We start from the raw sequence: 24,858 nt of genomic DNA, 5'->3' as shown, positions 1-24,858 counted from the left end.
CGCGGCACCGCCCCGGCTGGAAATGCTCCAGCGGCCGGCGCGGACTGACCTTGGGCACAGACATTCACGCACCTCTCGGCCAGGACCGCAAGGCAAGGCCCCGACCGACGGGACCGTCGCGGTTCCCGGCTGGCACGATCCTGTTCACCCTTGCCGCCATCAGCCTCATCGGCTTTTCAGGCTGGACCGCAACCGCCCCGAGCGGCCTTGGCACCACGCCTTACGCGCCTCCGGCAGAAGAGACCGCCTCCCAGGCGACCACCGAGGGCAAGGCCGACCAGAAGACGGCGACTGCGACGGACGGCGTGCGCCGCGCGAACGGCCTTTCCGGTGCCCGTGTCGAGGAAACGCTGACCGACGACGGCACTGTCGTGCGCACGTTCACACCCGGCACGCGCACCGGTACAGGCCCGCTTATCATCGAGGCGAACCGCATCGGACAGGATGCCCGCTCGGCCGCCTTCCCGAACGAGGACCTGCTGGAGGAGACTTCCGACGGCAAGATCCCGATCATCGGCCTCGACGGCACCCGCCCGATGGATCAATACGCCCGGCCCTGGTCCGGCGCGCGTGGCACGCGTATCGCCATCGTGGTCGGCGGTCTCGGCCTCAGCCAGACGGGCACGCAACGCGCCATCCGCGAACTGCCGGGAGAAGTGACCCTCGCCTTCGCCGCCAGCGGCAACAGCCTGTCGCGCTGGATGCAGGAAGCGCGCCGTGGCGGCCATGAAATCCTGCTGCAGATGCCGCTCGAGCCCTTCGACTATCCGCAGAACGACCCCGGTCTCTACACGCTGCGCACGGATCTCGGCGAAGCCAAGAACCTTGCCGAGCTGCACCGCGCCATGGCGCAGGTCACAAACTATACCGGTATCGTCAATTTCATGGGCGGCCGCTTCCTCTCCGATGCCGATGCGCTGGAGCCTGTGATCCGGGACATTTCCAGCCGCGGCCTGCTCTTCCTCGACGACGGCAGCTCGGCGCAGTCGCTGTCCGGCACCATTGCCGGCGCCGTGGAGGCCCCGCACGCCTTTGCCGATCTCCAGCTCGACGGCGATCTTTCACGCGAAGCGATCCTGAAGAAGCTGGACGAACTCGAGCGCGTCGCCCGACGCAACGGCACGGCGATCGGCATGGCCTCGGCCTTCGACGAAAGTGTGGACGCGATCCGCGAATGGTGCGAGGAAGCGAGCGGCCGCGGCATCGAGATCGTCGGCGTCGCGTCGCTCGCAGCGGTTCCCGCCAAACAATAGGAATTTTCGATGGGCAAGGAAAAGGACAAGGTGATCAGGGCCGAGGACCTGCCGTACCGCCCCTGTGTCGGCATCATGGTGCTGAACAGCGAGAACAAGGTCTGGGCAGGCCGGCGGATCCCTGTCGGCAACTCCGAATATGACGGTTCGCCGCAGCTCTGGCAGATGCCACAGGGCGGCATCGACAAGGGCGAGGACCCGCTGAAGGCCGCCTACCGCGAACTCTACGAGGAAACCGGCATCCGCAACGTCTCGTTGCTCGGCGATGCCGGCCGCTGGATCAACTACGATCTGCCCACCCACCTGATCGGCATCGGCCTCAAGGGCAAATACCGCGGCCAGACGCAGCGCTGGTATGCCTTCCGCTTCGAGGGCGCCGAAGACGAGATCGCCATCAACCCGCCGCCGGGCGGCCACGATGCGGAATTCGACGCCTGGGAATGGAAGCCGATGCGCGACCTGCCGGACCTGATCGTGCCTTTCAAACGCGGGGTCTACGAAGAGGTCGTCGCCGCCTTCGCGCATCTGGCACCCTGATGGGCCCCAAGAAAAAACCCCGGTCGCAAGACCGGGGTTTTCTGTATCGGGCGTAGGGCTTGCGCCTTATTCGGCTTCGTTCGCCGGCGCGGCATTGAGCTGGCCGTACTTTTCCTCGCCGAGCTTGCCGAGCAGCTCCAGCTGGGTTTCGAGGAAGTCGATGTGACCTTCCTCGTCGATCAGCAGCTCTTCGAACAGCTTCATGGTGACGTAGTCACCGGCGTCATGACAGATGTCGCGCGACTTCTTGTAAGCCTTGCGGGCGTCATATTCGCCGGCAAGATCGGCTTCCAGCACTTCCTTGACGTTCTGGCCGATGCGAAGCGGCGCGACGGTCTGGAGGTTCGGGTGGCCTTCGAGGAAGATGATGCGGGCGACGAGCTTGTCGGCGTGCTGCATCTCTTCGATCGACTCGGCGCGCTCCTTCTTGGCGAGAAGCGTGTAGCCCCAGTCTTCCAGCAGGCGATAGTGAAGCCAGTACTGGTTTACGGCACCGAGTTCGAGATGGAGCGCTTCGTTAAGCTGCTCGATGACTTTTTTGTCGCCTTTCAAGGTCCGCTCTCCTGTTTTCTTCATGGAATTGTTTGAGGCGGGTCATGAAATCAAATATCTCGTCATCCGTCGAGTGGCGGCCGGCGTGATACTGCTCGGTCGTGCGGATGATGATGTCGACGACATTGGGGAAACAGCCGCAGCAGCGGCCGCGCTTCTGCATGGCGTGATAGACCTTTGCAGGCACGATGAGCTGCCAACAGTCCTCGTCGAGGAGACCATTGATCACGTCAACGATTTCCTTTTGGGTGATGAAATTACAGCTGCAAACCAGCATTTCGTCTCGCCTGCTATACGCAAAGTACTGAGTTTCCGGGATTAAGCAAAAGGCGACCCTGACTGTCAAGAATGAACAGGTCAGTCTTGTTGACTCATTAATTTAGAGTCAGTCTAATCTTGATTATAAATATCGTCTTTTCATGGACTTACCGCCCGTACTCTGCCGATGGAAAGCCATCCGACTGCGGCAAACTGACCGATCACGTTTTGTTGCAAATCCGCCCTGGTGCCGGATTCCATCAGGCTCGCCGCCATCCGCTTTCAATGCGAGGTGTCGAATCGGCCGGCAAAGCGGTGCGATCGCGCATCGATGCACGCGGGGCATGCAATTTCGTCCCTCGAAAAACCCTGGAAATCGTCTATATGACGGGCAAAGGAGAGCCCATGGCCCGCATTGACCAGACCGAGGATTGGCGCACGCGCCACGCCCCGACCATCAGCACCTTCGAATCCCTGGCGCTGGAAGCCTATGGCCACCTGCCGGAAGAATTCCGCGCACTCACCGGCAACCTGATCATCGAGATCGCCGAGTTCCCGAGCGACGACGTCTTCGAGGACATGGCGCTGGAAACCCCGTTCGACCTGCTGGGCCTCTTCGAGGGCCGCGGCATCACCGAGCGCTTCACCGTCGAAACCGGCGAGATGCCGAACCGCATCACGCTCTACCGCCGCCCGATCCTCGACTACTGGGCAGAGAACGAGGAGACGCTGGGCGACATCATCACCCATGTCCTCATCCACGAGATCGGCCACCATTTCGGCCTGTCTGACGACGATATGGAGCGCATCGAGGCGAGTGCGGAAATCGCCGCGGGCTAGCCGCCGCGCGTTGGGGCGGCCAACAAGGCGTCCCCTCGCCTCGCTCAAGGTCGGGCCTGACGCGACCATCCACACCGTACCCAAAGCCTGGCTCCTCGGCTCAAGGCCGAGGATCACGCCGGTGAATAGGCATTGTTCATCGAAAGATGTGACGGACACACACACACACCACGATCGCTTTACGCGATTACTGCTCCGAAAGCTTGATATCGGGCGTGTACTCCTTGCCAGGGACGTCCTTCACAACCGCCTGGCCGCACTGCATCAGCTTGGTCTCGGCATTGTAGGCGTAGGTCGGCGAACCGTGCAGGTCCCAGCCCTTGTTCAGCGCCAGCGTCACCTTGTGGCAGAACGAGGCATCATCGGGACCAGTCAGGAAGCGGTAGACTTTCATGCTTTCTTCTTTCTCTCATTGATCAGATCGGCCTTGGCCAGAATACGCCCGGCCTGGTCGGCATGGAGCTTTTCCACCATGCGGCCGGCGAGGGCAACGACAGCCTTGCCGGCATTGTCGGGTGCGGCGAAGGCGGAGACGACGGCCAACGCCTCGGCCGCTTCTGCCTCGGTAACGCCATAGGCTTCGTTGGCAGCGGCGATCTGTGCCGGATGGATCAGCATCTTGCCGTCAAACCCCATCTGCCGGCCCTGTCGGCACTCCAGCACGAAATTCTCGTCGTCGGAAAAGTCGTTGAAAACGCTGTCGATGACATCGAGCCCTGACGCCCGCGCAGCGACCACCACCTGCAACAGCAACGGTACGAGGAACGGCCGGTCGGCAATATCCGCGATGCCGGTTTCCTTACGAAGGTCGTTGAGACCGACAACGAAACAATCCAGCCGACCACCATGGGTACGGCCCGTCTCCGCGATGGCGGGGAGATTGAGGAGGGACGCCGCCGTCTCGATCATCGCCCACAGGCGCGGCCCTTCGTCGGCACCGGCCTCGGAAAGCCAGTCGGCGACGGTCAGCACATCCTGGGGTTCCGACACTTTCGGGAGCAGCACCACCTCGGGCATGCAATCGAGCACCGCCTCCAGGTCGAGCACGCCGTCGGGCCCGTCGAGCGAATTGATCCGAATAACATGCTCGCAGCCCTTGGACCGATCGAGCGTCTTGAAATGTGAGACAAGGGCGGCACGCGCCTCCGCCTTCTTCTCCGGCAACACGGAATCCTCAAGGTCGAAGATGATGGCGTCGCAATCGAGCACAGCGGACTTGGCAAGCGCCCGCGCATTGACGGCGGGAACACTGAGCACCGAGCGGCGCAGGCGGAGCGGATGGTGATGCGGTGTCCTGTTCATCCGCCCTTTTTGCCGCGCTTTGCCGCAGCCCGCAAGCGCCATGGCACTGCGCACGCCCTCAGGACATTGTGGCACAGCGAATCCCGCGCGTTCGGCCTTGCAATGGACAAAATCCGCCCCCACATTCTCTCGCAGAGAAAGGGTCAATCAAAATGCAGCGTATCCGCTCCATCGTCTTCACCGTCTTCACCATGCTTGTCGCAGGCGCGATCTTCCTGTTCGCCGCCTCCGTGGGCCTCGCTATCGCCGGCATCGTCGCCGTGCTGATGCTCGGTTCCGTGCTCGCCGCCAAGCTCCAGCCGGCTCCGGTCCGCGCCACAGCGCGCAACGATCGCCGGGCGCCGGGCCAGCGCGAACCGCGCATCTGGAACGACGGCCGCGGCACGATCATCGACCTCTAAAAAAGGTTCGCTCCCGAAAGGGACGCTCCGGGCGCTTTGCGCGCCCGGCACTTGCGTTTGATGCCCGGCTTTCCGGAAGATTCTCCTTCAAATCCGCGGAAAATTCATCTAAACGCTTGTGCCAACCGACATCACCGCATTTCGAGGGTTTTCGCATGGACAAGTTCGTCAAGCTGACCGGCGTCGCCGCGCCGCTTCCCGTCGTCAATATCGACACGGACATGATCATTCCGAAAGACTACCTCAAGACGATCAAGCGCACCGGTCTCGGCAAGGGCCTCTTCGCCGAAGCCCGCTACAACGAAGACGGCAGCGTCAACGAAAGCTTCGTGCTGAACAAGCCGGCCTACCAGAACGCCTCGATCCTCGTCGCCGGCGACAATTTCGGCTGCGGCTCCTCGCGCGAACATGCGCCGTGGGCCCTGCTCGACTTCGGCATCCGCTGCGTCATCTCCACGAGCTTCGCCGACATCTTCTACAACAACTGTTTCAAGAACGGCATCCTGCCGATCGTCGTCAGCCAGGATGACCTCGACAAGCTGATGGACGATGCCAGCCGCGGCTCCAACGCCATCCTGACCGTCGACCTGGAAGCCCAGGAAATCACCGGTCCCGACGGCGGCCGTATCGGCTTCGAGATCGACGCCTTCCGCCGCCACTGCCTGCTGAACGGTCTCGACGACATCGGCCTGACGCTGGAAAAGGCGACCTCGATCGACAGTTTCGAGAAGCAGAACGCAAGCTCGCGCCCCTGGGCTTGAAGGCCATGCGCCGACTGATCTCTTCCGGCTCTCCCTTCGAAGTGACGGCGGGCTATTCGCGCGCCGTCGTTCAGGGTGACTGGTGTTTCGTATCCGGGACGACCGGCTACGACTATACAACCATGACCATGCCGGAAGGCGTCGAAGCACAGACGCGCACCTGCCTTGCCACCATCGGCGAGGTTCTGCAGGAGGCCGGCTTCTCCTTCGCCGAAGTCGTTCGCTGCCACTATTACGTGACTGACGCTGCCTTCGCCGACCGCATCTTCCCCATCCTCGGTGAAACGTTCAGAACGATCCGTCCCGCGGCCACGATGGTGGTCTGCGACCTCATCCGGCCGGAAATGCTGATCGAGATCGAGGTCACGGCACTGCGCGCAAGCTAGCCGAAAGGCGAAGCGCTCCGCGCAAAATTCTTTCTTTTCGGCGATTTTCCTTGAACGGAAGTTGCGCTAAGAAGCGCGCGACCATTCCGTGACATCAAGGACAATCCCATGACATCGCGTACCCTCCTCCTTCTGCCCGGCGACGGCATCGGCCCGGAAGCCATGGCGGAAGTCCGCAAGATCATCGCTTATATGAACGCCGAACGGGGCGCTGGCTTTGAGACCGACGAAGGCCTCGTCGGCGGCTCGGCCTATGACGCCCACGGCGCGGCGATCTCGGAAGGCGACATGGAGAAGGCACTGGCGGCCGACGCCGTGCTGTTCGGCGCCGTCGGTGGCCCGAAGTGGGACGACGTGCCCTACGAGGTCCGCCCGGAAGCCGGCCTCCTGCGCCTGCGCAAGGATCTGAAGCTCTTCGCGAACCTCCGCCCGGCCATCTGCTACCCCGCGCTGGCAAACGCCTCCTCGCTGAAGCCGGAACTCGTCGAAGGCCTCGACATCCTGATCGTGCGTGAGCTGACGGGCGGCGTCTATTTCGGCGAGCCGAAGGAGATCATCGACCTCGGCAACGGCCAGAAGCGCGGCATCGACACGCAGGTCTACGACACCTACGAGATCGAGCGCATCGCCGGCGTCGCCTTCGAACTGGCGCGCACCCGCCAGAACCGCGTCTGCTCCATGGAAAAGCGCAACGTCATGAAGTCGGGCGTGCTGTGGAACCAGGTGGTGACGGAAACGCACAAGCGCAGCTATTCCGACGTCCAGCTCGAACACATGCTGGCCGACGCCGGTGGCATGCAGCTCGTCCGCGCGCCGAAGCAGTTCGACGTGATCGTGACGGACAACCTGTTCGGAGACATGCTCTCGGACGTTGCCGCCATGCTGACCGGCTCGCTCGGCATGCTACCGTCCGCATCGCTCGGCGCGCCGGATGCCAAGGGCCAGCGCAAGGCGCTCTATGAGCCCGTGCACGGCTCGGCGCCCGATATCGCCGGCAAGGGCATCGCCAACCCGATCGCCATGATCGCCTCCTTCGCCATGTGCCTGCGCTATTCGTTCAACATGGTCGCGGATGCCGACAACCTCGAAAAGGCGATCGCCGAGGTGCTCGACAGCGGCATCCGCACCGGCGACATCATGGCCGAAGGCTGCCGCAAGGTCGGCACCGCGGAAATGGGCGACGCCATCCTCGCCGCCTTCAGGAAGCTCTCGGCCTGAGCCTGAAATTTTCGTGAAAAGGCCCCCGGCGCGCCTGCACCGGGGGCCTTTTTCGTTCGCCTCCCTTGAAATACCGGCTCTCGCCAACACATGGAGGCAACGCTGTTTTTAGGGATACCCATGAACCGATCGTTCGCGACCTCCTCGCTCTGGATCCTCGCCGCCACCGCCATCCTCGTCGTGGCCCTCGTTCCTCTCGATCCGATGCTGTCGCAGCGCGCCCAGGGCCTTCCCGGCGCCATCGTGACCTTCAACGAGCGCATCACCGATTTCGGCACCTTCTCCTGGATGATCTATGGTTCGGGCCTGATCGTGATCCTCGCCTACATCACTCGCCGGGTGAGCCGGAACGAAACCTTTGCCGGTCGGGCACGAACGGCGCGACGGCTGTCGCTCTACTTCTTCCTGACGATCGGCGCGACGAGCGCGCTCGTGCATCTCTTCAAGCTGATCATCGGCCGAGCGCGCCCCGAACTCTTCACCGATCTCGGCGCTTACAGTCTGACGCCCTTCGCCTACGACAATCTCTATGCCAGTTTCCCGTCAGGCCATTCGGCAGCGGCTGGCGCGTTCTTCGGGGCTTTCTCGATGCTGGCGCCCCGGCTGCGCCCACTCTTCCTCATCGGCGCACTGGCGATCGGCGCCTCTCGCGTCATCGTCGGCGCGCATTATCCGAGCGACGTCGCCGCCGGCCTCCTGCTCGGTCTTTGGACCGCCATCGCCGCAGCCTTCTTCTTCGCCAGCAGGGAATGGCTCTTCCGTTTCGACGACCGCGGCTGGCCGCTGCCGAAATCCATGTTCCCCACCAGGACCCCATAAAAAACCCGGCTCGTGGAAACCACGAGCCGGGCGCGCCATGAACTATCGGAAGGGGGAGATCAATCCATGGCGTGGATGTCGCGGTCCTTCGTTTCCGGTAGGAAGAGAAGGCCGATGACAAGGGTGATGCCTGCGAAGACGATCGGGTACCAGAGGCCATAGTAGATATCGCCCTGGGCCGCGCTCATCGCGAAGGCCGTCGCCGGAAGCAGGCCGCCGAACCAGCCGTTGCCGATATGATAGGGCAGCGACATGCCGGTGTAGCGGATGCGGGTCGGGAAGAGCTCGACCAGCAGCGCGGCGATCGGACCGTAAACCATCGTGACATAGATCACGAGGACGGTCAGCACGGCAATGATCGTGATCCAGTTCACGTTTGCCGGATCGGCGACCATGGTGAAGGCGCCGCCACCAGCGATCGTGTAGACGGCCATATCCGTGACGCCGGCAGCTTCATCAGCCGTCAGCAGCTTGCCCGAGACGAGATCCGCCGCCGGCAGGGTGGCCTTCTCGCCGGCGCGGATGGCGGCGGCATCGAGGGCGAGTTCCGGGTTGGCCGCAACGAAGGCGTCGAGCTTCGATTCCGGAACCTTGGCCGCGCCGCGGACCAGCGGATAGCCGGCATCGTGAAGCGCCATGTTGGTCTGCTTCTGGAAGGCGGCGTCGAGGGCCTTGGCCTGGTCGCCCGCAGCCGTCGCGTCATAGCCGGTGATCGTCTGTTCGCCGATCTTGACCGTTGCCGCCGTACCGGCAGCCGCCGTCGTGACGACGTCATAGGGCACCGAATTGCGGGTCAGGAACGACGTCGCGATATCGCACGAGGTGGTGAACTTCGCCGTGCCCGTCGGGTTGAACTGGAACTTGCAGTCGCCAGGAGCAGCCGTGACGGTCGCACGGACCGTTTCCTGTGCCGTGGCGAGCGCCGGGTTACCGGCCCAGGTCAGCGCCTTGAACAGCGGGAAGTAGGTCAGCATGGCGAGCAGCAGGCCGGCCATGATGATCGGCTTGCGGCCGATCTTGTCCGACAGCCAGCCAAAGAGAACGAAGAAGCCGGTGCCGAGCAGCAGCGAGGCTGCAACCATCAGGTTGGCCGACTGGCCGTCGACCTTCAGAACACCCGTCAGGAAGAACAGTGCGTAGAACTGGCCTGAATACCAGACGACGGCCTGACCGACGACAGCGCCGAACAGTGCGAGAAGGGCGATCTTGGCATTGCGCCACTGGCCGAAGGCTTCCGTCAGCGGGGCCTTGGAGCCCTTGCCCTCTTCCTTCATTTTCGCAAAGGCGGGCGATTCGTTCATCTTCAGACGGATCCAGACGGATACGCCGAGCAGGACGACGGAGAGCAGGAACGGAATGCGCCAGCCCCATTCGGCAAAGGCTTCCTTGCCGACGATGAACTGCACCGAGAGGATGACCACCAGCGACAGGAACAGGCCGAGCGTCGCCGTGGTCTGGATCCAGGAGGTAAAGTAACCACGCTTGCCGTCCGGCGCGTGCTCGGCGACATAGGTCGCAGCGCCACCGTATTCACCGCCGAGCGCCAGGCCCTGCAGCATGCGCAGGAGGATCAGGATGATCGGGGCGGCGATACCGATGGTGGCCGCGCCAGGCAGGAGGCCGACCACGAAGGTCGAGACGCCCATGATGAGGATGGTGACGAGGAAGGTGTATTTGCGGCCGACGAGGTCACCGAGCCGGCCGAAGACCAGAGCGCCGAACGGACGCACGAGGAAGCCGGCAGCAAAGGCAAGCAGCGCGAAGATGTTGCGCGTCGTCTCGGGATACTGGCTGAAGAAGGTGGCGCCGATATAGATCGCCAGAGAGCCGTAAAGATAAAAATCGTACCATTCAAAAACGGTGCCGAGCGACGAGGCGAAAATCACCTTCTTCTGCTCGCCCGTCATGGGCGCCGACTTGGCGTTGCCCACGGTCGAAACATTTGCCATTTCATTGTCCTCCACAAAAACGGCGTAGCGGGGCAGCCCTATGAGGTCCGGAATTTCTCCCTAAAAACGCCGGACGGGGTGCGCCTGATGGAAGGATGGCAGAAAACGCCTTGTGACATCAGCGCTGCTTTGGGCTTATGACTTTGGGTGTACGACTTAAGTCGAGCACAGGGCTCGCCCTTGAAAGGCCTGATCCATCACGCAAGGCTTGACTCTTCGGCAGATGAGCGTATGCAGCACCCTACGCAAGGGAACCGACATGAACCGCCTTGGATTTTCCATCGCCCGCATGATCGCTCCGGCCTTCACCGCCGGACGGGTTCGTCATTGCGTATCGATTTCCAAAACAATGGCCAAAACGACGACGAAAACCGTCTGACGTCTCTGGCCACCGCTCTCTCCCCGGTATGGCCGGGGACCGAAACCCGCGTCATGGCCGACGGGTTTCACCTCCTGAACCCGCGGAGAGACAGAGAAAGAGAGCTTTAGACATGGGTTTCAAGATCGCAGTCGCCGGCGCGACCGGCAATGTCGGCCGTGAAATGCTGAACATCCTTTCCGAGCGCGGTTTCCCGGCTGACGAAGTCGTGGCGCTCGCCTCCTCGCGTTCGCAGGGCACCGAGGTCTCCTTCGGCGACAAGACGCTGAAGGTGCAGAACCTCGAAAACTACGATTTCTCCGACACGGACATTTGCCTGATGTCGGCCGGCGGCACGGTTTCGCAGAAGTGGTCGCCGAAGATCGGCGCGCAGGGCTGCGTCGTCATCGACAACTCCTCGGCCTGGCGCTACGACGCCGACGTTCCGCTGATCGTTCCGGAAGTGAACCCGGATGCCATCGCGCAGTTCACCCGCAAGAACATCATCGCGAACCCCAATTGCTCGACCGCCCAGCTCGTCGTCGCACTGAAGCCCCTGCACGACCGCGCCACCATCAAGCGCGTCGTCGTCTCAACCTACCAGTCGGTCTCCGGCGCCGGCAAGGACGGCATGGACGAGCTCTTCAACCAGACCCGCGCCGTCTTCGTCGCCGATCCGATCGAATCGAAGAAGTTCACGAAGCGCATCGCCTTCAACGTCATTCCGCACATCGATAGCTTCATGGAAGACGGCTACACGAAGGAAGAGTGGAAGGTTCTTGCAGAAACCAAGAAGATGCTCGACCCGAAGATCAAGGTCACCTGCACGGCCGTGCGCGTTCCCGTCTTCATCGGCCATTCCGAATCCGTGAATATCGAATTCGAGAAGGAAATCACGGCGGACGAGGCTCGCGATATCCTGCGCGAAGCGCCGGGTTGCCAGGTTATCGACAAGCACGAGAACGGCGGCTACATCACGCCTTACGAATCGGCCGGCGAAGACGCCACCTACATCTCGCGCATTCGCGAGGATGCCACGGTGGAGAACGGCCTCAACATGTGGGTCGTTTCGGACAACCTGCGCAAGGGTGCCGCCCTCAACGCCATCCAGATCGCGGAACTGCTCGTCAACCGCGGCCTGATCAAGGCGAAGAAGCAGGCCGCCTGACGGCACAAAAAGCGGAGCGTTCGCCGCCTTTTCGAGAAAATTGGCAACGCTCCCTTAATCAATTTTAAATAAAAGTCCCGGTTGTTCCGTCAGAGGACAATCGGGACTTCGCTTTGAAGCGGGTCCCGGCGGCATCGCCGGAACGGTTCACGGCAAGGTGCGGTGACAGAAACAGGGGAGCATGACATGCTTCCCCAGCGGAATTGACGAGATCACGGGGTTTTTCATGGGCATGACAAAGAGCGTGGCCAAGGTGCTGGCCGCAATGATCGCCACGGCAGCAGTGCCGGCGGCGGCCAACGCCGCCAGCTGCGGCAACGATGGGGGCGGTTTTCCGGCCTGGGTAGAGGCATTCAAGGACGAGGCGGCAGGCCGGGGCATCAGCCGTTCAACGCTCGACAAGGCATTCGCCAATGTCAGCTATGCCCGCGCCACGATCCGCGCCGACCGCGGCCAGAAGAGCTTCAAGCTCTCGCTCGAACAGTTCATGCAGAAGCGGGGCGGCCAGGCGATCATTCGCCGCGGCAAGAGCCTGAAGAAGCAGAACGCTGCCCTCTTCGACCGCATCGAGGCCCGCTACGGCGTGCCGGCCGGCCCGCTGCTCGCCATCTGGGGCATGGAAACCGGTTTCGGCGGCTTCCTGGGCAAGGAACACACGATCTCGGCCGTCGCGACGCTCGCCTATGACTGCCGCCGTTCGGACTATTTCACCACTCAGCTCTACGCCACGCTCCAGCTCGTGCAGAAGGGCGTCCTGTCGACCTCGGCCCGCGGCGCGGCGCATGGCGAAATCGGCCAGACGCAGTTCCTGCCGGCCAACGTCCTGAAGTACGGCGTCGACGGCGACGGCAACGGCCGCATCGACCTCGTCGGTTCGAAGGCCGACGCGCTGGCCTCCACGGCCAACTTCCTGCGCGGCCACGGCTGGAGCGCCGGCGGCGGCTACCAGCCGGGCCAGGGCAATTTCGGCGCATTGCAGGGTTGGAACGCAGCCAGCGTCTACCAGCGCGCAATTGCCATTATCGGCGCGGAAATCGACGGCGAGTGAGCCGGTCGTAGACTCCGGTTTTGAAGAAACCCGGTGCGAGCCTTCGCACCGGGTTTTTTGTTGGAGCAATTCCAGCAAAAGCGCGAAGCGGGATTGACTGGAAACAAAAAGATAGAGCGTTTTCGCACTTTGGAGAAAAGCGGAATCGCTTTATGCGCCGGGGCGCTGGAAGTCACCGGTCTTGCCGTCCATGATCCACAACTCACCCGTCGAGATATCGAACCAGGCACCGTGAAGCTGGATACGGCCGCGCTCCTCAAGGATGCGGACACAGGGAAAGGTGCGCAGGTTGGCGAGCGAATTGCGGATCGAGACCCGCTCCAGCGCACGCTGGCGCTCGGCCTGCGTGAGGATTTCAGCGCCCTGGATCTGCTCGGCGACAGGCTTCAGCATGCCCATCCACTTGCCGATGAAATCGCCAGGTGACAGCGGCTCGGCATCGGGGTCGAGCGCCGCGGAAATACCGCCGCAGCGGCCATGGCCCATCACCACGATATCGCTGACCTTCAGCGACTGGACAGCAAATTCGAGCGCCGCCGACGTCGCATGGAAATTGCCGTCTGGCTCATAGGGCGGCACAAGGTTCGCGACATTGCGCACGACGAAGAGTTCACCCGGGCCGCTGTCGAAGATCGTCTCCGGTGCGGCACGGGAATCGCAACAGGCGATCACGAGTGTCTTCGGTTTCTGGCCCGTCTCGGCCAATGCCCTGTAGCGCGCCGACTGCTCGGCGTAGCGGCCGGACATGAAGTTGCGGTAGCCATTCAGAAGACGATCGGGAAAGCGGTTCATGGTGTCGGAATACCCCCGTGTAACAATCTACCGGATGAGGCCCCATCCGACCCTGCATAAACCACTCCGAAAGGCACCGCGCAAGGCCGGATCGTTCAGGATCGCCGCGACTGGGCCGGATGCACGAGGCGGCGCATGTGCACCATTGCCATGGGAGTGGAAATGCTGGAGGCGTCCTGTTCCAGCGTCAACTCGTCGGCACCGCGTTTTGTGGTGCGCGCCACGATCTCGAAGACGCTGGCAGTCGCCATCATCAGAGCGCGCTCCTCCGGCAGGCCCTCCATAATCCGGGAGAGGAAGATGGCGGCCAGCAGGTCACCGGTGCCGTTCGGCGGGTTGGGCACGAGCCGGTGCTCCGCCAGCAGCGCGTGGCGCCCGGAAAGATAGAGATTGCCGGTGCTCCCCGCCATCAGCGGCAGCGAGGAGGTGACGAGCATACGGGCAGGCCCAAGCGACAGCGCCGCCTCCATGATCGCCCCGTTCGTTTCGAGCGGCGCGCCGGCAAGCCAGGCGAGTTCAAACCGGTTGGGCGTGGCGATCGAGGCAAGCGGGATCAGCGCATCGCGGATCGCCACCGCCGTTTCCTCCGGCACGTAGAGGCCGCGATCGTCGCCGCACACCGGGTCGCACATGTAGAGAAGGTCGGGATTTTCCACCCGCAGGGCCGCAACCAGCCGCGCCACCGAATGGGCCTGCGCCGCGCTGCCGAGATAGCCCGACAGCACCGCCTTCACCTCGCCCCGCCAGGGTGCGCGGATGAGATCGGAGATCATCGCATCGAAATCGTCGGCCGAAATCGCCACACGCGTCGAACGCCCGCGACCGGGATGCCAGGGCAGAATGACGGTCGGCAGCGCCCAGACCGGATGGCCAAGCGTCTCGAGCGCGAAGACGGCGGCGCGGTTGCCCACCGTGCCGCGCACCACATGGCTCGAAATCACGATGACAGCGCCCTTGTCGCTCTCGTTCATATCAGGCTCTCCTGGTTCCGGCCGAGTGATGACAAGGGGGTCATTTCCTGTCAACGCCCACCCCGTTTTCGGCCTTTGGCGGAAAAGATGAAAAAAGCAGATCCGGCCGGTTTTTGGCTGCTTTTCGACGAAAAAACACGAGATTCGTGACAAAACGACAGTGAAACTGACCTATCTGGGACAAAATCGATTGAATTTTCTCGCAAATGCACAAATTCCGTCGCACGTATTTTTTCTTCTGCTAACGTCCGGCCATCGGATTCGAGGGAGAATTCCATGGGTGCCAGGACCAACGTGAAACGAGAAAAACACATCGAGGCCGCAAAGGCCGCAGCTGCCGCCCTCGGCGCAAAGACGCTGAACCCGGACATCCTCTTCGGGCGCGCCAGCAAGGACGACCTCGAGCACTATAGCGGCGAGATGCTGGCCGTCGCGGCAGCCCATGCCATGGCCGAAATCGAGGCCTGGGACGGCACCGAGCCGCGTGTCACCGTCACCACGCTTGCCGGCGTGACGCCGCAGAGCCAGCCCGTTTCGGTTCTCTCCGTCACCGATCGCAACCAGCCGTTCCTCTATGATTCAGTGATGGGCGAGGTGACGAGCACCCATCGCGACATCCATCTGGCGATCCACCCGATCCTCGTCGTAACGCCCGGTGAGGCACCGAAGCTCTTCTCGCCCGACGAGGAAAGCGATCCGGCGCAGCGGGTCAGCCATATCGAGATCCACCTGTCCGAACTCGCGCCGAGCGAGGCCGCCGCACTTGCGGAACGGGTCGGAACCGTGCTCGATCAGGTCCATCTGGCCGTCGATGACTGGCCCGCCATGGTGGAAAAGCTCGACAGCACCATGGCCGACGTGGAGCGCTACGCCAAGGAGAAGCCCGGCAAGGACGAAGCGCTCGCCTTCCTCGCCTGGCTGCGCGGCAACAACTTCACCTTCCTCGGCATGCGCGAATACAGCTATTCCGGCAAGGGCGAAGCGGCAACCGTCGAACGCGGAGGGGAGGGCCTCGGCATCCTCTCCGACCCCGATGTACGCGTGCTGCGCCTTGGCAAGGACGCGGTGACGACGACGCCCGAAATCCTTGAATTCCTTGAAGGTCCGGATTTCCTGATCGTCACCAAGGCCAATGTGAAATCGCTCGTGCACCGCCGGGCCTATATGGACTATGTCGGCCTCAAGCGCTTCGACGAGAAGGGCAGGGTGATCGGGGAACTGCGCATCGTCGGCCTCTTCACCTCGACAGCCTACACCCACGCCGCCGGCCAGATCCCGCTGCTGCGCTCGAAGGTCGCCGCGGTCATCGAGCATTTCGGCTACGACCCGAAGAGCCATTCCGGCAAGATGCTGATCAACACGCTGGAATCCTATCCGCGCGACGACCTCTTCCAGATCGACACCAGTCTGCTTGCCACCTTCTGCGAGCAGATCAACGAACTCTCCGACCGGCCGCGCATCCGCGTGCTGCCGCGTATCGATCGCTTCGACCGCTTCGTCTCCGTCATCGTCTACGTGCCACGCGAACAGTACGATTCCGACGTACGCGAAAAGATCGGCAACTATCTGAAGTCGGCCTATGACGGCCGCGTCTCGGCCTACTATCCGGCCTTCCCGGAAGGCGGCCTTGCGCGCGTGCACTTCATCATCGGCCGCTCCGGCGGCAAGACTCCGCGCATCCCGCAGGGCAAGCTCGAACAGGCGGTGCGCGAGATCGCCACCCGCTGGACCGACAGGTTCGAGGCCCTCTCCAATACAGACGGCGTGCGGCTCGTCACCGACCGCAGCTACCAGGAGGACTTCACCCCCGCCGAGGCCCATGCGGATCTTTCCCTCATCACCACGGCAACGCCCGAGAACCCGATCAGCATCGCCTTCTACCGCAAGGCCTGGAACACGGATCTCGCCTCCGTCGAACTGAAAATCTTCCATGCCGGCGAACCCGTTTCGCTATCGCAGCGCGTGCCGCTTCTGGAAAATCTCGGCTTCAACGTCATCAGTGAGCAGACGCACGACCTGACACTTGCCGGCCTCGATGGCGGTGAGCGCCGCGTCATCCTGCATGACATGGAACTGAAGCACCGCGATGGCATCGAGATCAATCTTGCCAAGCTGAGCCCGATGCTGGAGGAGGCATTCCTCGCGGCCTGGCACGGCGATGTGGACGACGACGCGCTGAACCGCCTTGTGCTGACCGGTGGACTGTCCGCCCGTCAGATCATGGCGCTGCGCACCTATTCGCGCTACCTGCGCCAGACGGGCATCGCCTATTCGCAGGGCTATATCGCCGATACGCTCAACAAGTACCCGCTTATCGCCGCCGACCTCTTCCGCCTGTTCGAGACCCGCCTCGATCCGAAGCTCTCAGAGCGCCAGCGCGAGAAGAAATCCGCAGAGATCGCAGCGGCGATCGAGACCGCGCTGGCGAACGTGCCGAGCCTCGACGAGGACCGCATCCTGCGCCGCTACGTCAACGCCATCGAGGCAACGCTGCGCACCAACTACTTCCAGCGCGATGCGGACGGAAAACCGCGCAAGACGCTGGCGATCAAGCTCGACCCGAAGGCTCTCGACGGCCTGCCGGAACCACGGCCCTTCCGCGAGATCTTCGTCTACGGCGCCGAGGTCGAGGGCGTGCATCTGCGCTTCGGCAAGGTCGCCCGCGGCGGCCTGCGCTGGTCCGACCGCGCGCAGGACTACCGAACGGAAGTGCTCGGCCTCGTGAAGGCCCAGCAGGTCAAGAACTCGGTCATCGTACCCGTCGGCGCCAAGGGCGGCTTCTATCCGAAGCAGCTCCCGGTCGGCGGTAGCCGCGACGCCGTCTTCAAGGCCGGCACCGAGGCCTACAAGACCTATATCCGCACGCTCCTCTCCGTCACGGACAACATCGTCGGCCAGGACGTGGTGCCGCCGGCCGACACGGTGCGCCTCGACGGCGACGATCCCTATTTCGTCGTCGCCGCCGACAAGGGAACCGCAACCTTCTCCGACACCGCAAACGGCCTGGCGCAGGAGGCCGGCTTCTGGCTCGACGACGCCTTTGCCTCGGGCGGCTCGGCCGGCTACGACCACAAGAAGATGGGCATCACCGCCCGCGGCGCCTGGGAAACCGTGAAGCGCCACTTCCGCGAAATGAACATCGACATCCAGAAGACGCCCTTCACCGTCGCCGGCGTCGGCGACATGTCGGGCGACGTCTTCGGCAACGGCATGCTGCTGTCGCGCAAGATCCGGCTCCTCGCCGCCTTCGACCACCGCGACATCTTCATCGACCCCAACCCGGATACCGACACGTCCTTCGCCGAACGGCGCCGCATGTTCAACCTGCCGCGCTCCAGCTGGCAGGACTATGACCGCTCGGTTCTGTCCAAGGGCGCAATGATCATCCCGCGCACGGAAAAATCCGTGACGCTCACGCCGGAAGCCATGGCCGTGATCGGCATCGACAAGGCCAAGGCGACGCCCTTCGAGATCATGACGGCGATCCTCAAGGCGCCGGTCGATCTGATGTGGTTCGGCGGTATCGGCACCTATATCCGCGGCCAGAACGAGACGGATGCGGAGGTCGGCGATCGCGCCAACGACCCGATCCGCATCGTCGCCGACGACGTGCGCGCCAAGGTGATCGGCGAGGGCGCCAATCTCGGTGTCACCCAGCGCGGCCGCATCGCCTTCGGCCTCAAGGGCGGGCGCTGCAACTCGGATGCCATCGACAACTCGGCCGGCGTGAACTCGTCGGACGTCGAGGTCAACATCAAGATCGCGCTCGCCTCGGCCATGCGCGACGACCGGCTGCCGCGCGCCAAGCGCAACGTTCTGCTCGCCTCGATGACGGACGAGGTGGGGCACCTCGTGCTGCGCAACAACTACCTGCAATCGCTGGCGATCTCGCTGACGGAAAAGCAGGGTGCCGCCAACCGCGCGCCACTGACCCGCCTGATGGATCGCTTCGAGGCCGCCGGCCAGCTCAACCGAAAGGTCGAGACGCTGCCCGATGACCGCACGGTCGCCGAACGCTACCAGGCCGGCAAGCCGCTGACGCGGCCGGAGATCGGCGTGCTGCTCTCCTATGCCAAACTGGTGCTGTTCGATGAACTCGTCCATACCGATCTGCCGGACGAGCCGTATTTCGAGCCGACGCTGATGGGCTACTTCCCGGCGAAGATGCAGAAGGCCTATGCAGACGACATCCGTTCGCACCGCCTGCGCCGCGAGATCATTGCAACGATCCTCGCCAACGAGGTGATCAACCGCGGCGGCCCGGCCTTCGTCAACACGCTGACCGACGGCACCGGTTTCGGTCCGGCGGATGCGGTAAAAGCCGCCGTCATCGCCCGCGACGGCTACGGCCTCGCCGCCCTCTATGCCGGCGTCGATGCTCTGGACAACCAGGTTTCAGGATCGGTGCAGAACGAGCTCTACGAGGAAATCGGCCGTATCTACGCTTCCGTCACCAGCCTGCTCCTGACCACCGGTGCGGTCTCCGGCCCGATGGACCAGGCGGTGCACAAGCTCAAGCAGGCCCTGAAGCAGCTGCGTCCGCATCTTGCCACCCTCATCTCCGAGCAGGCCGGCGACGAAGCCCGCCGCAAGGCCCATGCCTATGAGGACGAAGGCGTGCCGACGGAGCTGGCCGAGGAGATCGCCACGCTCTCCATGCTGACCTTCGTGCCGGAGGTCATGCTGATCGCCGGGGCGACGGGCGACACGCTCAGCAAGACGGCGCAGACCTTCGCCGGCATCAGCGCAGCACTCAATATCGGCCGGCTGCTTTCGGCGGCCAGCCGCATCCCGACCGGCGATCTCTATGAAGCGCTCGCCCTGCAGCGCAGCCTCACCGACATCGCCAATGCCCGCCGGGACCTCGCCACGGTGGTGCTGACACGCCACAAGGGCGACAAGGCACCGCTCGCCACCTGGCAGCAGGGTGACCGCGAGCGCCTCGCCCGCGTCACCGCCAATCTCTCGGCGCTGACGGAAGCAGGCGAAGCCACGCTCGCCAAGGTCAGCGTCGCCGCTGGCATCCTGAGCGACCTCGCGCAGGAACGGGCCCGGTAAGGCACGCCCTTGCCTCATCGCGGCCACCTTCCGTGCGGCCGTGGCTATCGCGCCTTTGCGCAACCGCAACTGCCCTCTCTGCCTGGCAGGCAGAGAGGGTCTCACCGCACCCGTTGAATCCCGTCACCGGCAAATGCTAGCCTCCCGGCGAAACCGGCGTGAAAACCCGCCGCAACGATTCGAAAAGCGGGGATAGGCGTGGCGGAAGCAGCGGCAGGGCGGACGAGCCGCCTCGGCATAACGGGCTGGATGCTATTCGACTGGGCGGCGCAGCCGTTCTTCACGGTCATCACCACCTTCATCTTCGGCCCTTACCTCGTCTCGCGCCTCACCGAGGACCACGCGGCCGGGCAGGCGGCCTGGAGCTATACGCTCACCATCGCCGGCGTCACCATCGCGTTGCTCGCCCCGATCATGGGCTCCATCGCCGATGCCTCCGGCGCGCGAAAGCCCTGGATCGCCGCCTTCGCCGCCATCAAGATCCTGTCTCTCTTCGCCCTCTGGTATGCCGCGCCCGGCAGCAGCCTCATCTTCGCCATGGCGATGATCGTGCTCGCCACCGTGGCGGCGGAGTTCTCCATCGTCTTCAACGATTCGATGATGCCACGCCTGGTGAGCCCCGCGGATGCCGGCCGCATCTCCAACATCGCATGGGGCCTCGGTTATCTCGGCGGCATGATCGTGTTGATTGCCGTCGTCGCCCTTCTGGCCGCAAATCCGGAGACAGGCCGGACGGCGATCGGCATCAGTCCGCTCTTCGGCCTCGACGCTGCCGCAGGCGAAGATGCCCGCATCACCGGGCCGATCTCGGCGCTGTGGTACCTCGTCTTCATCCTGCCGATGTTCTTCTTCACGCCGGACCAGAGCCGGGGGCTACCCATTGCGGCTGCGGTGCGCGCCGGCTTCGCCGATCTCACATTCGCACTGCGCGACCTGCGCAGAAAACCCGGCATCCTGCGCTTCCTCATTGCCCGGATGATCTATCAGGACGGGGTCAACGGGCTGCTGGCGCTCGGCGGCACCTTCGCCGCCGGCATGTTCGCCTGGCAGACCTTCGAACTCGGCATCTACGGCATCATCCTCAATGTGGTGGCGATCGGCGGCTGCCTCTATGCCAGCCGCATGGACCGGCAGCTCGGCTCGAAAACCGTCGTGGTGATAAGCCTCATCTGCCTGACGCTGGCTACCATCGGCATCGTCTCCACCGGCCCGGGCTTCACGCTGTTCGGCCTGTTACCCTTGCCGACCGCCGATTCCGGCGGCCTGTTCGGCACCGCAGCGGAAAAGGCCTATATCGTCTACGGCCTTCTGATCGGCATCGCCTTCGGCCCCGTCCAGGCCTCCGCCCGGTCCTATCTCGCCCAGAGCATCCATCCGGACGAGGCGGGCCGCTATTTCGGCCTCTATGCCCTGTCCGGCCGCGCCACATCCTTTCTCGCCCCCCTCTCCGTCGCGCTCGTCACCACGGCGACAGGCTCGGCGCGCCTCGGCATGATGGCGCTCATCGCCTTCCTCCTTGTCGGCTTCCTGCTCCTGCTGCGCACGCCCTATCCGGCGGCGAAGGTGGAGGTCTGAAACGCAAAACGCCCCGCAAGCGGGGCGTTTCTATCTGGTGAAGAATCCGGCTAACTACTCAACGAGGCCAAAAGGCGGCCTTCCGGAATTGCGCAGGACAAAACGGTCTAGTGACGGAAATGGCGCATGCCGGTGAAGACCATCGCGACGCCCGCCTCGTCAGCCGCGGCAATCACCTCCGCGTCGCGCATCGAACCACCCGGCTGGATCACCGCCGTGGCGCCCGCTGCGATCGCCGAGAGCAGGCCGTCAGCAAAGGGCAGGAAAGCTTCCGACGCGACAGCCGAACCCCGCGTCAGCGGCTCGGCAAGACCCATGGCCTTGGCCGCTTCCTCGGCCTTCAGGCCGGCGATGCGGGCGGAATCGACGCGGCTCATCTGGCCGGCACCGATGCCGGCCGTCTGGCCATCCTTGGCATAGACCACAGCATTCGACTTGACGTGCTTGGCAACCTTGAAGGCGAACTTCATATCCACCAGTTCCTGGGCGGTCGGCGCACGCTTGGTGACGACCTTCAGCTCAAGGTCCTCGACCATGCCGTCGTCGCGGCTTTGCACGAGCAGGCCGCCCGACACCGTCTTGGCGGAAAGGCCGGGCACACGCGGATCGGGCAGGGCGCCCGTCACCAGCAGGCGCAGGTTCGGCTTGCCGGCGATGATGGCCCGGGCCTTCTCGTCCGCGTCCGGCGCGATGATGACCTCGGTGAAGAGCTTGACGATCTCCTCCGCCGTCTCGCCATCGAGCGTGGTGTTGAGCGCGATGATGCCACCGAAGGCCGAGACCGGATCGCAGGCGAGCGCCCGCGCATAGGCATCCTTCAGCGTCTTGCCGGTGGCAACGCCGCAGGGATTGGCATGCTTGACGATCGCGCAGGCCGGGCCGATCTCCGGCAGGAATTCGGCGACGAGTTCGAAGGCCGCATCGGTGTCGTTGATGTTGTTGTAGGAAAGCTGCTTGCCCTGCAGCAGCGTGGCGGTCGCGACGCCCGGGCGGTTTTCACCCGTCACGTAGAAGCCTGCCTTCTGGTGCGGGTTCTCGCCATAACGCATCTCTTCCTTCAACACACCGCCGAGCACGCGGTGGCGGGGCATCGCGATGTCGAGCGCATCGGCGAACCAGTTGGAGATGGCCGCGTCATAGGCCGCCGTGCGGGCATAGGCCTTCGCCGCCATACGCTGGCGAAAAGCGTAGGAGGTCGAACCGTCGGCGAGTTCCTCAAGCAGCGCAGGATAATCGGCCGGGTCGGTGACGATGGTCACATAGGCATGGTTCTTGGCCGAGGCGCGGATCATCGCCGGGCCGCCGATGTCGATGTTCTCGACCGTCGTCGGATAGTCACCCCCCTTGGCGCGCACTTCCTCGAAAGGATAGAGGTTGATGACGGCAAGGTCGATCGCGCCGATACCGTGTTCCTTCATCGCCTCGACATGCTCCGCATCGTCACGGATCGCCAGCAGGCCGCCATGCACGGTGGGATGCAGCGTCTTTACGCGGCCGTCCATGATTTCCGGAAAGCCCGTAACCTCGGAAACGTCGGTGACGTCAAGCCCGGCGTCGCGGAGCGCCTTGTGTGTGCCGCCGGTCGACAGCAGCCGCACGCCCTTCTCGGCAAGGGCCCGGGCGAGGTCGACGACGCCGGCCTTGTCGGAGACGGACAGCAGGGCCGTGCGCAGGGCGACACGATCGGGGGCGGGGATCTTCTTGGAAATGACGGCCATTGGGGGCACTCCGTTCTGACGGCCCGGAAGGGCGGGCCGGATGGTCATGCGCCCCGTTATCACAGGCCCGGCCGCGAGAAAACCGCCAAACGCCGGGAATTCTCAGCGTTGCCGCACCAACGACCACTGAACTTCGGCCACTTTGGCAAGCGGCATGGTCAGCGTGAGCTGGCGCGAGGCCCTGACACCGGAAGGATCGGCGAAGAAGACATCCTCCTCTTCCGCCACCGCGACATCGACGCAGGTCAGCGCCCAGGCCTCGCCGTCAGGGGCGATCAGCCGCGTCTCGTTGGCCGATACCCTGTAGAGCTGGATCGTCGGGTGGATATGGAAGCGCACCACTGCCGTGCCCTTCTCGATCGCGCCGTCCGGATCGGCGGGCTTGTAGAAGCGCTCCCGGCCACGGATCTCACCGCCCGTCGCCGCAACGAGGATATCCCGTTCGTAGAGCAGGCCGAAGCGCTTGAGATAACCGTCATGGGTCGCCGTCACGCTGTCGGCGCCCGACTGACGCTCGGCCCGCGCCACGTCCACCTTGCTGATGCCGCCGACGACGATCGGCCCCAGGAAGCGGGAGGTGGAAATCCGCGAGGAGGATGTGTCGTTGAGCGTGGCGACGGAATGGGCTGCGGTGGTACGCGACATCTGCCTGAGTGCCTCGCCGGCAAAACGCGGACGACCGGAATTGACGATGAAACGGTTCTTGCCCGAGGACACTTCAATGGAAAGCGCACCGGCGGCGGCTGTCGCCGACAGATCGACAGATTTGGGCACGCCCGTATCCATCAGAACGACCGTTTCCTGGACCGCCAGGCGATCATACCGGCTCAACGGCAATGCCTTGAACGGCGCACCGCCGGTCTCGTCATACCGCAGCACCGACATCAGCTCATTTGCGAGCGTATAGGTCGCGCCATTGAACAGCGCGAGCTCGCCACCCTGATGGCGGAAGAAGCGCAGCGCCGGGAAGATACGGTCGATCGAGGGGATGAGCTGCGCCGGCATGTCGTGGCCGAGATTGACATAGGTCTGGCGCAACGGCAGCAGGTCGAGCAGCACATCGAGCGCGGCGCGCGGATTGCGGGAGGAATGACCACCGTCCGGCAAAATCTGCCGGTCGAGCTCCTCGTCGAGATGGCGGGCGGCCTTGCGCATGCGCGAGGCCGAGCTCGGCATGGCGATGGAGGCCATGGCGAGCGCAATACGCACCCTGAGCCGCGGTTCGCCATCGCGCGTCGTATCGGCGACATGGCGCAGATACCGAACCTGGAAGGCGAGACTCTTCAGGAAGCGGCGATAGAACGGATAATCGGCATCCTTCAGGACAACAGGCGAATGGGACAACCAGGCGATGATGCGCTGAGCGGCGACATCCGGCCGCCAGGCAAGCCCGCCGATGACGCGTCCATGGCTCTGCAGCCAGTCGTCCACCACGAAGCGGGCGGTATGAGCCGCCTTTTCCGGATCCACCAGCCGCATGTGCCGCAGCCAGCCGAAGGAATGCAGGCGCACCGCGAACTCCTCCGAGGGAAGCTCCAGCGCGAAGGGTGATTCGCCGTCGCATTCAAGAACGCGGCCAGCCAGCGGAAAGCGGCCGGCAACGATTTCTTCGCCGGCAAACGAATCGGCAGGGTGAAGGTCTGTCGGCGCGACGACCAGCCGGTCCGGCGTACCGCCGGAAAAGCGCATGGCACTGATTCGCCCGAGGGCGAGCCTCCGAGAAAACCGGCGCCAACCCTCACGCATATACAGATAGAGAAGCCGCTGCCTGTCGGAAAGCTGCATGGTTAACGAATGCCTCCTGGGCCTATAGCTAGGCCGAGAAGGCAAGCGTCGTCAATTGACTGCCGGTCGATGGACTGTTGACGACGGTGGAAGCCGTTCCCAGGCGCCC

General features: G+C 63.7%; 21 protein-coding genes. 12 read left to right on the top strand and 9 right to left on the bottom strand.

Translation table 11 applies throughout. The annotated features are described in order from the left end of the window. The first annotated feature begins 50 nt into the window (after window positions 1-50). Together EXZ48_RS21505 and EXZ48_RS21500 are read left to right on the top strand one after the other, a co-directional pair. The gene (locus tag EXZ48_RS21505; RefSeq protein ID WP_130518136.1) at window positions 51-1,253 is read left to right on the top strand and encodes a divergent polysaccharide deacetylase family protein; all 1,203 of its coding nucleotides are present in this window, start codon (window positions 51-53) and stop codon (window positions 1,251-1,253) included. 9 nt (window positions 1,254-1,262) lie between these two features. Beyond that, window positions 1,263-1,790 (top strand): RNA pyrophosphohydrolase, encoded by a 528-nt coding sequence (locus tag EXZ48_RS21500; protein WP_130518134.1) that lies wholly within the window; start codon window positions 1,263-1,265, stop codon window positions 1,788-1,790. Between the two features lie 66 nt (window positions 1,791-1,856). Here the strand turns inward: EXZ48_RS21500 and bfr are convergent, their stop codons facing one another. Further along, window positions 1,857-2,342: a bacterioferritin gene (bfr, locus tag EXZ48_RS21495; RefSeq protein ID WP_024271270.1), complete on the bottom strand. Its 486-nt coding sequence runs from the start codon at window positions 2,340-2,342 to the stop codon at window positions 1,857-1,859. Next, window positions 2,308-2,619, bottom strand: a complete 312-nt coding sequence (locus EXZ48_RS21490; protein WP_024271271.1) for a (2Fe-2S)-binding protein — start codon at window positions 2,617-2,619, stop codon at window positions 2,308-2,310. Before EXZ48_RS21490 ends, bfr begins: the two co-directional genes overlap by 35 nt. A 386-nt stretch (window positions 2,620-3,005) precedes the next feature. Here EXZ48_RS21490 and EXZ48_RS21485 point away from each other — a divergent pair, with 386 nt between their 5' ends. Then, a complete protein-coding gene (locus EXZ48_RS21485; protein ID WP_024271272.1) occupies window positions 3,006-3,440 on the top strand; it encodes a metallopeptidase family protein in 435 nt (144 codons plus the stop codon). A 187-nt stretch (window positions 3,441-3,627) separates the two neighbouring features. Here the strand turns inward: EXZ48_RS21485 and EXZ48_RS21480 are convergent, their stop codons facing one another. Both EXZ48_RS21480 and EXZ48_RS21475 read right to left on the bottom strand, forming a co-directional pair. After that, window positions 3,628-3,834 carry a DUF1737 domain-containing protein gene (locus tag EXZ48_RS21480; RefSeq protein WP_023517284.1) on the bottom strand — a complete coding sequence of 69 codons (207 nt, stop codon included), beginning with the start codon at window positions 3,832-3,834 and terminating at the stop codon, window positions 3,628-3,630. Next, complete coding sequence (locus tag EXZ48_RS21475; protein WP_130518132.1) at window positions 3,831-4,742, bottom strand: CoA ester lyase; 912 nt, start codon at window positions 4,740-4,742, stop codon at window positions 3,831-3,833. The genes EXZ48_RS21480 and EXZ48_RS21475 overlap by 4 nt, the downstream gene beginning before the upstream one ends. 152 nt (window positions 4,743-4,894) lie before the next feature. Here EXZ48_RS21475 and EXZ48_RS21470 point away from each other — a divergent pair, with 152 nt between their 5' ends. From EXZ48_RS21470 to EXZ48_RS21450, 5 genes are all read left to right on the top strand, one after another. After that, complete coding sequence (locus EXZ48_RS21470; RefSeq protein ID WP_130518130.1) at window positions 4,895-5,143, top strand: hypothetical protein; 249 nt, start codon at window positions 4,895-4,897, stop codon at window positions 5,141-5,143. 155 nt (window positions 5,144-5,298) lie between these two features. Further along, complete coding sequence (gene leuD, locus EXZ48_RS21465; protein WP_050745346.1) at window positions 5,299-5,904, top strand: 3-isopropylmalate dehydratase small subunit; 606 nt, start codon at window positions 5,299-5,301, stop codon at window positions 5,902-5,904. Between the two features lie 5 nt (window positions 5,905-5,909). Further along, on the top strand, window positions 5,910-6,290 hold the full coding sequence (locus EXZ48_RS21460; protein WP_023517288.1) for a RidA family protein: 381 nt from the start codon (window positions 5,910-5,912) through the stop codon (window positions 6,288-6,290). A 108-nt stretch (window positions 6,291-6,398) separates the two neighbouring features. Continuing rightward, window positions 6,399-7,508, top strand: coding sequence for a 3-isopropylmalate dehydrogenase (gene leuB / locus EXZ48_RS21455; protein ID WP_130518128.1), 1,110 nt, complete (start codon window positions 6,399-6,401; stop codon window positions 7,506-7,508). Window positions 7,509-7,628: 120 nt separating this feature from the next. Beyond that, complete coding sequence (locus EXZ48_RS21450; protein ID WP_023517290.1) at window positions 7,629-8,327, top strand: phosphatase PAP2 family protein; 699 nt, start codon at window positions 7,629-7,631, stop codon at window positions 8,325-8,327. Between the two features lie 59 nt (window positions 8,328-8,386). Here EXZ48_RS21450 and EXZ48_RS21445 read toward each other — a convergent pair whose 3' ends face one another. Next, window positions 8,387-10,276: an MFS transporter gene (locus tag EXZ48_RS21445; RefSeq protein WP_050745348.1), complete on the bottom strand. Its 1,890-nt coding sequence runs from the start codon at window positions 10,274-10,276 to the stop codon at window positions 8,387-8,389. Between the two features lie 491 nt (window positions 10,277-10,767). On the opposite strand from EXZ48_RS21445, the gene EXZ48_RS21440 reads away from it, so the two are divergent. Both EXZ48_RS21440 and EXZ48_RS21435 read left to right on the top strand, forming a co-directional pair. Next, window positions 10,768-11,802, top strand: coding sequence for an aspartate-semialdehyde dehydrogenase (locus tag EXZ48_RS21440; protein WP_023512369.1), 1,035 nt, complete (start codon window positions 10,768-10,770; stop codon window positions 11,800-11,802). A 226-nt stretch (window positions 11,803-12,028) separates the two neighbouring features. After that, entirely contained in the window at window positions 12,029-12,850 is an 822-nt protein-coding gene (locus tag EXZ48_RS21435; protein WP_037408762.1) for a lytic transglycosylase domain-containing protein, read from the top strand. A 150-nt stretch (window positions 12,851-13,000) separates the two neighbouring features. Here the strand turns inward: EXZ48_RS21435 and EXZ48_RS21430 are convergent, their stop codons facing one another. Both EXZ48_RS21430 and pdxY read right to left on the bottom strand, forming a co-directional pair. After that, window positions 13,001-13,642: a carbonic anhydrase gene (locus EXZ48_RS21430; RefSeq protein WP_023512367.1), complete on the bottom strand. Its 642-nt coding sequence runs from the start codon at window positions 13,640-13,642 to the stop codon at window positions 13,001-13,003. 95 nt (window positions 13,643-13,737) lie between these two features. Continuing rightward, entirely contained in the window at window positions 13,738-14,613 is an 876-nt protein-coding gene (gene pdxY, locus EXZ48_RS21425) for a pyridoxal kinase PdxY (RefSeq protein ID WP_050745349.1), read from the bottom strand. A gap of 276 nt (window positions 14,614-14,889) precedes the next feature. On the opposite strand from pdxY, the gene EXZ48_RS21420 reads away from it, so the two are divergent. Then, on the top strand, window positions 14,890-19,671 hold the full coding sequence (locus EXZ48_RS21420) for an NAD-glutamate dehydrogenase (protein ID WP_130518127.1): 4,782 nt from the start codon (window positions 14,890-14,892) through the stop codon (window positions 19,669-19,671). A 249-nt stretch (window positions 19,672-19,920) separates the two neighbouring features. Next, on the top strand, window positions 19,921-21,246 hold the full coding sequence (locus EXZ48_RS21415; RefSeq protein ID WP_130518188.1) for an MFS transporter: 1,326 nt from the start codon (window positions 19,921-19,923) through the stop codon (window positions 21,244-21,246). 107 nt (window positions 21,247-21,353) lie between these two features. On the opposite strand, the gene purH is transcribed toward EXZ48_RS21415, so the two are convergent. Beyond that, window positions 21,354-22,964, bottom strand: a complete 1,611-nt coding sequence (gene purH, locus EXZ48_RS21410) for a bifunctional phosphoribosylaminoimidazolecarboxamide formyltransferase/IMP cyclohydrolase (RefSeq protein ID WP_130518125.1) — start codon at window positions 22,962-22,964, stop codon at window positions 21,354-21,356. 102 nt (window positions 22,965-23,066) lie between these two features. Continuing rightward, window positions 23,067-24,749, bottom strand: a complete 1,683-nt coding sequence (locus tag EXZ48_RS21405) for a heparinase II/III family protein (protein ID WP_023512362.1) — start codon at window positions 24,747-24,749, stop codon at window positions 23,067-23,069. Window positions 24,750-24,858: the final 109 nt, after the last annotated feature.

Origin of the sequence: Shinella sp. JR1-6 (assembly GCF_004284735.1) — a bacterium.
Taxonomy (GTDB): domain Bacteria; phylum Pseudomonadota; class Alphaproteobacteria; order Rhizobiales; family Rhizobiaceae; genus Shinella.
Note: the sequence above shows the minus strand (reverse complement) of the source record. Positions and strands in the feature narration are given on the sequence as shown.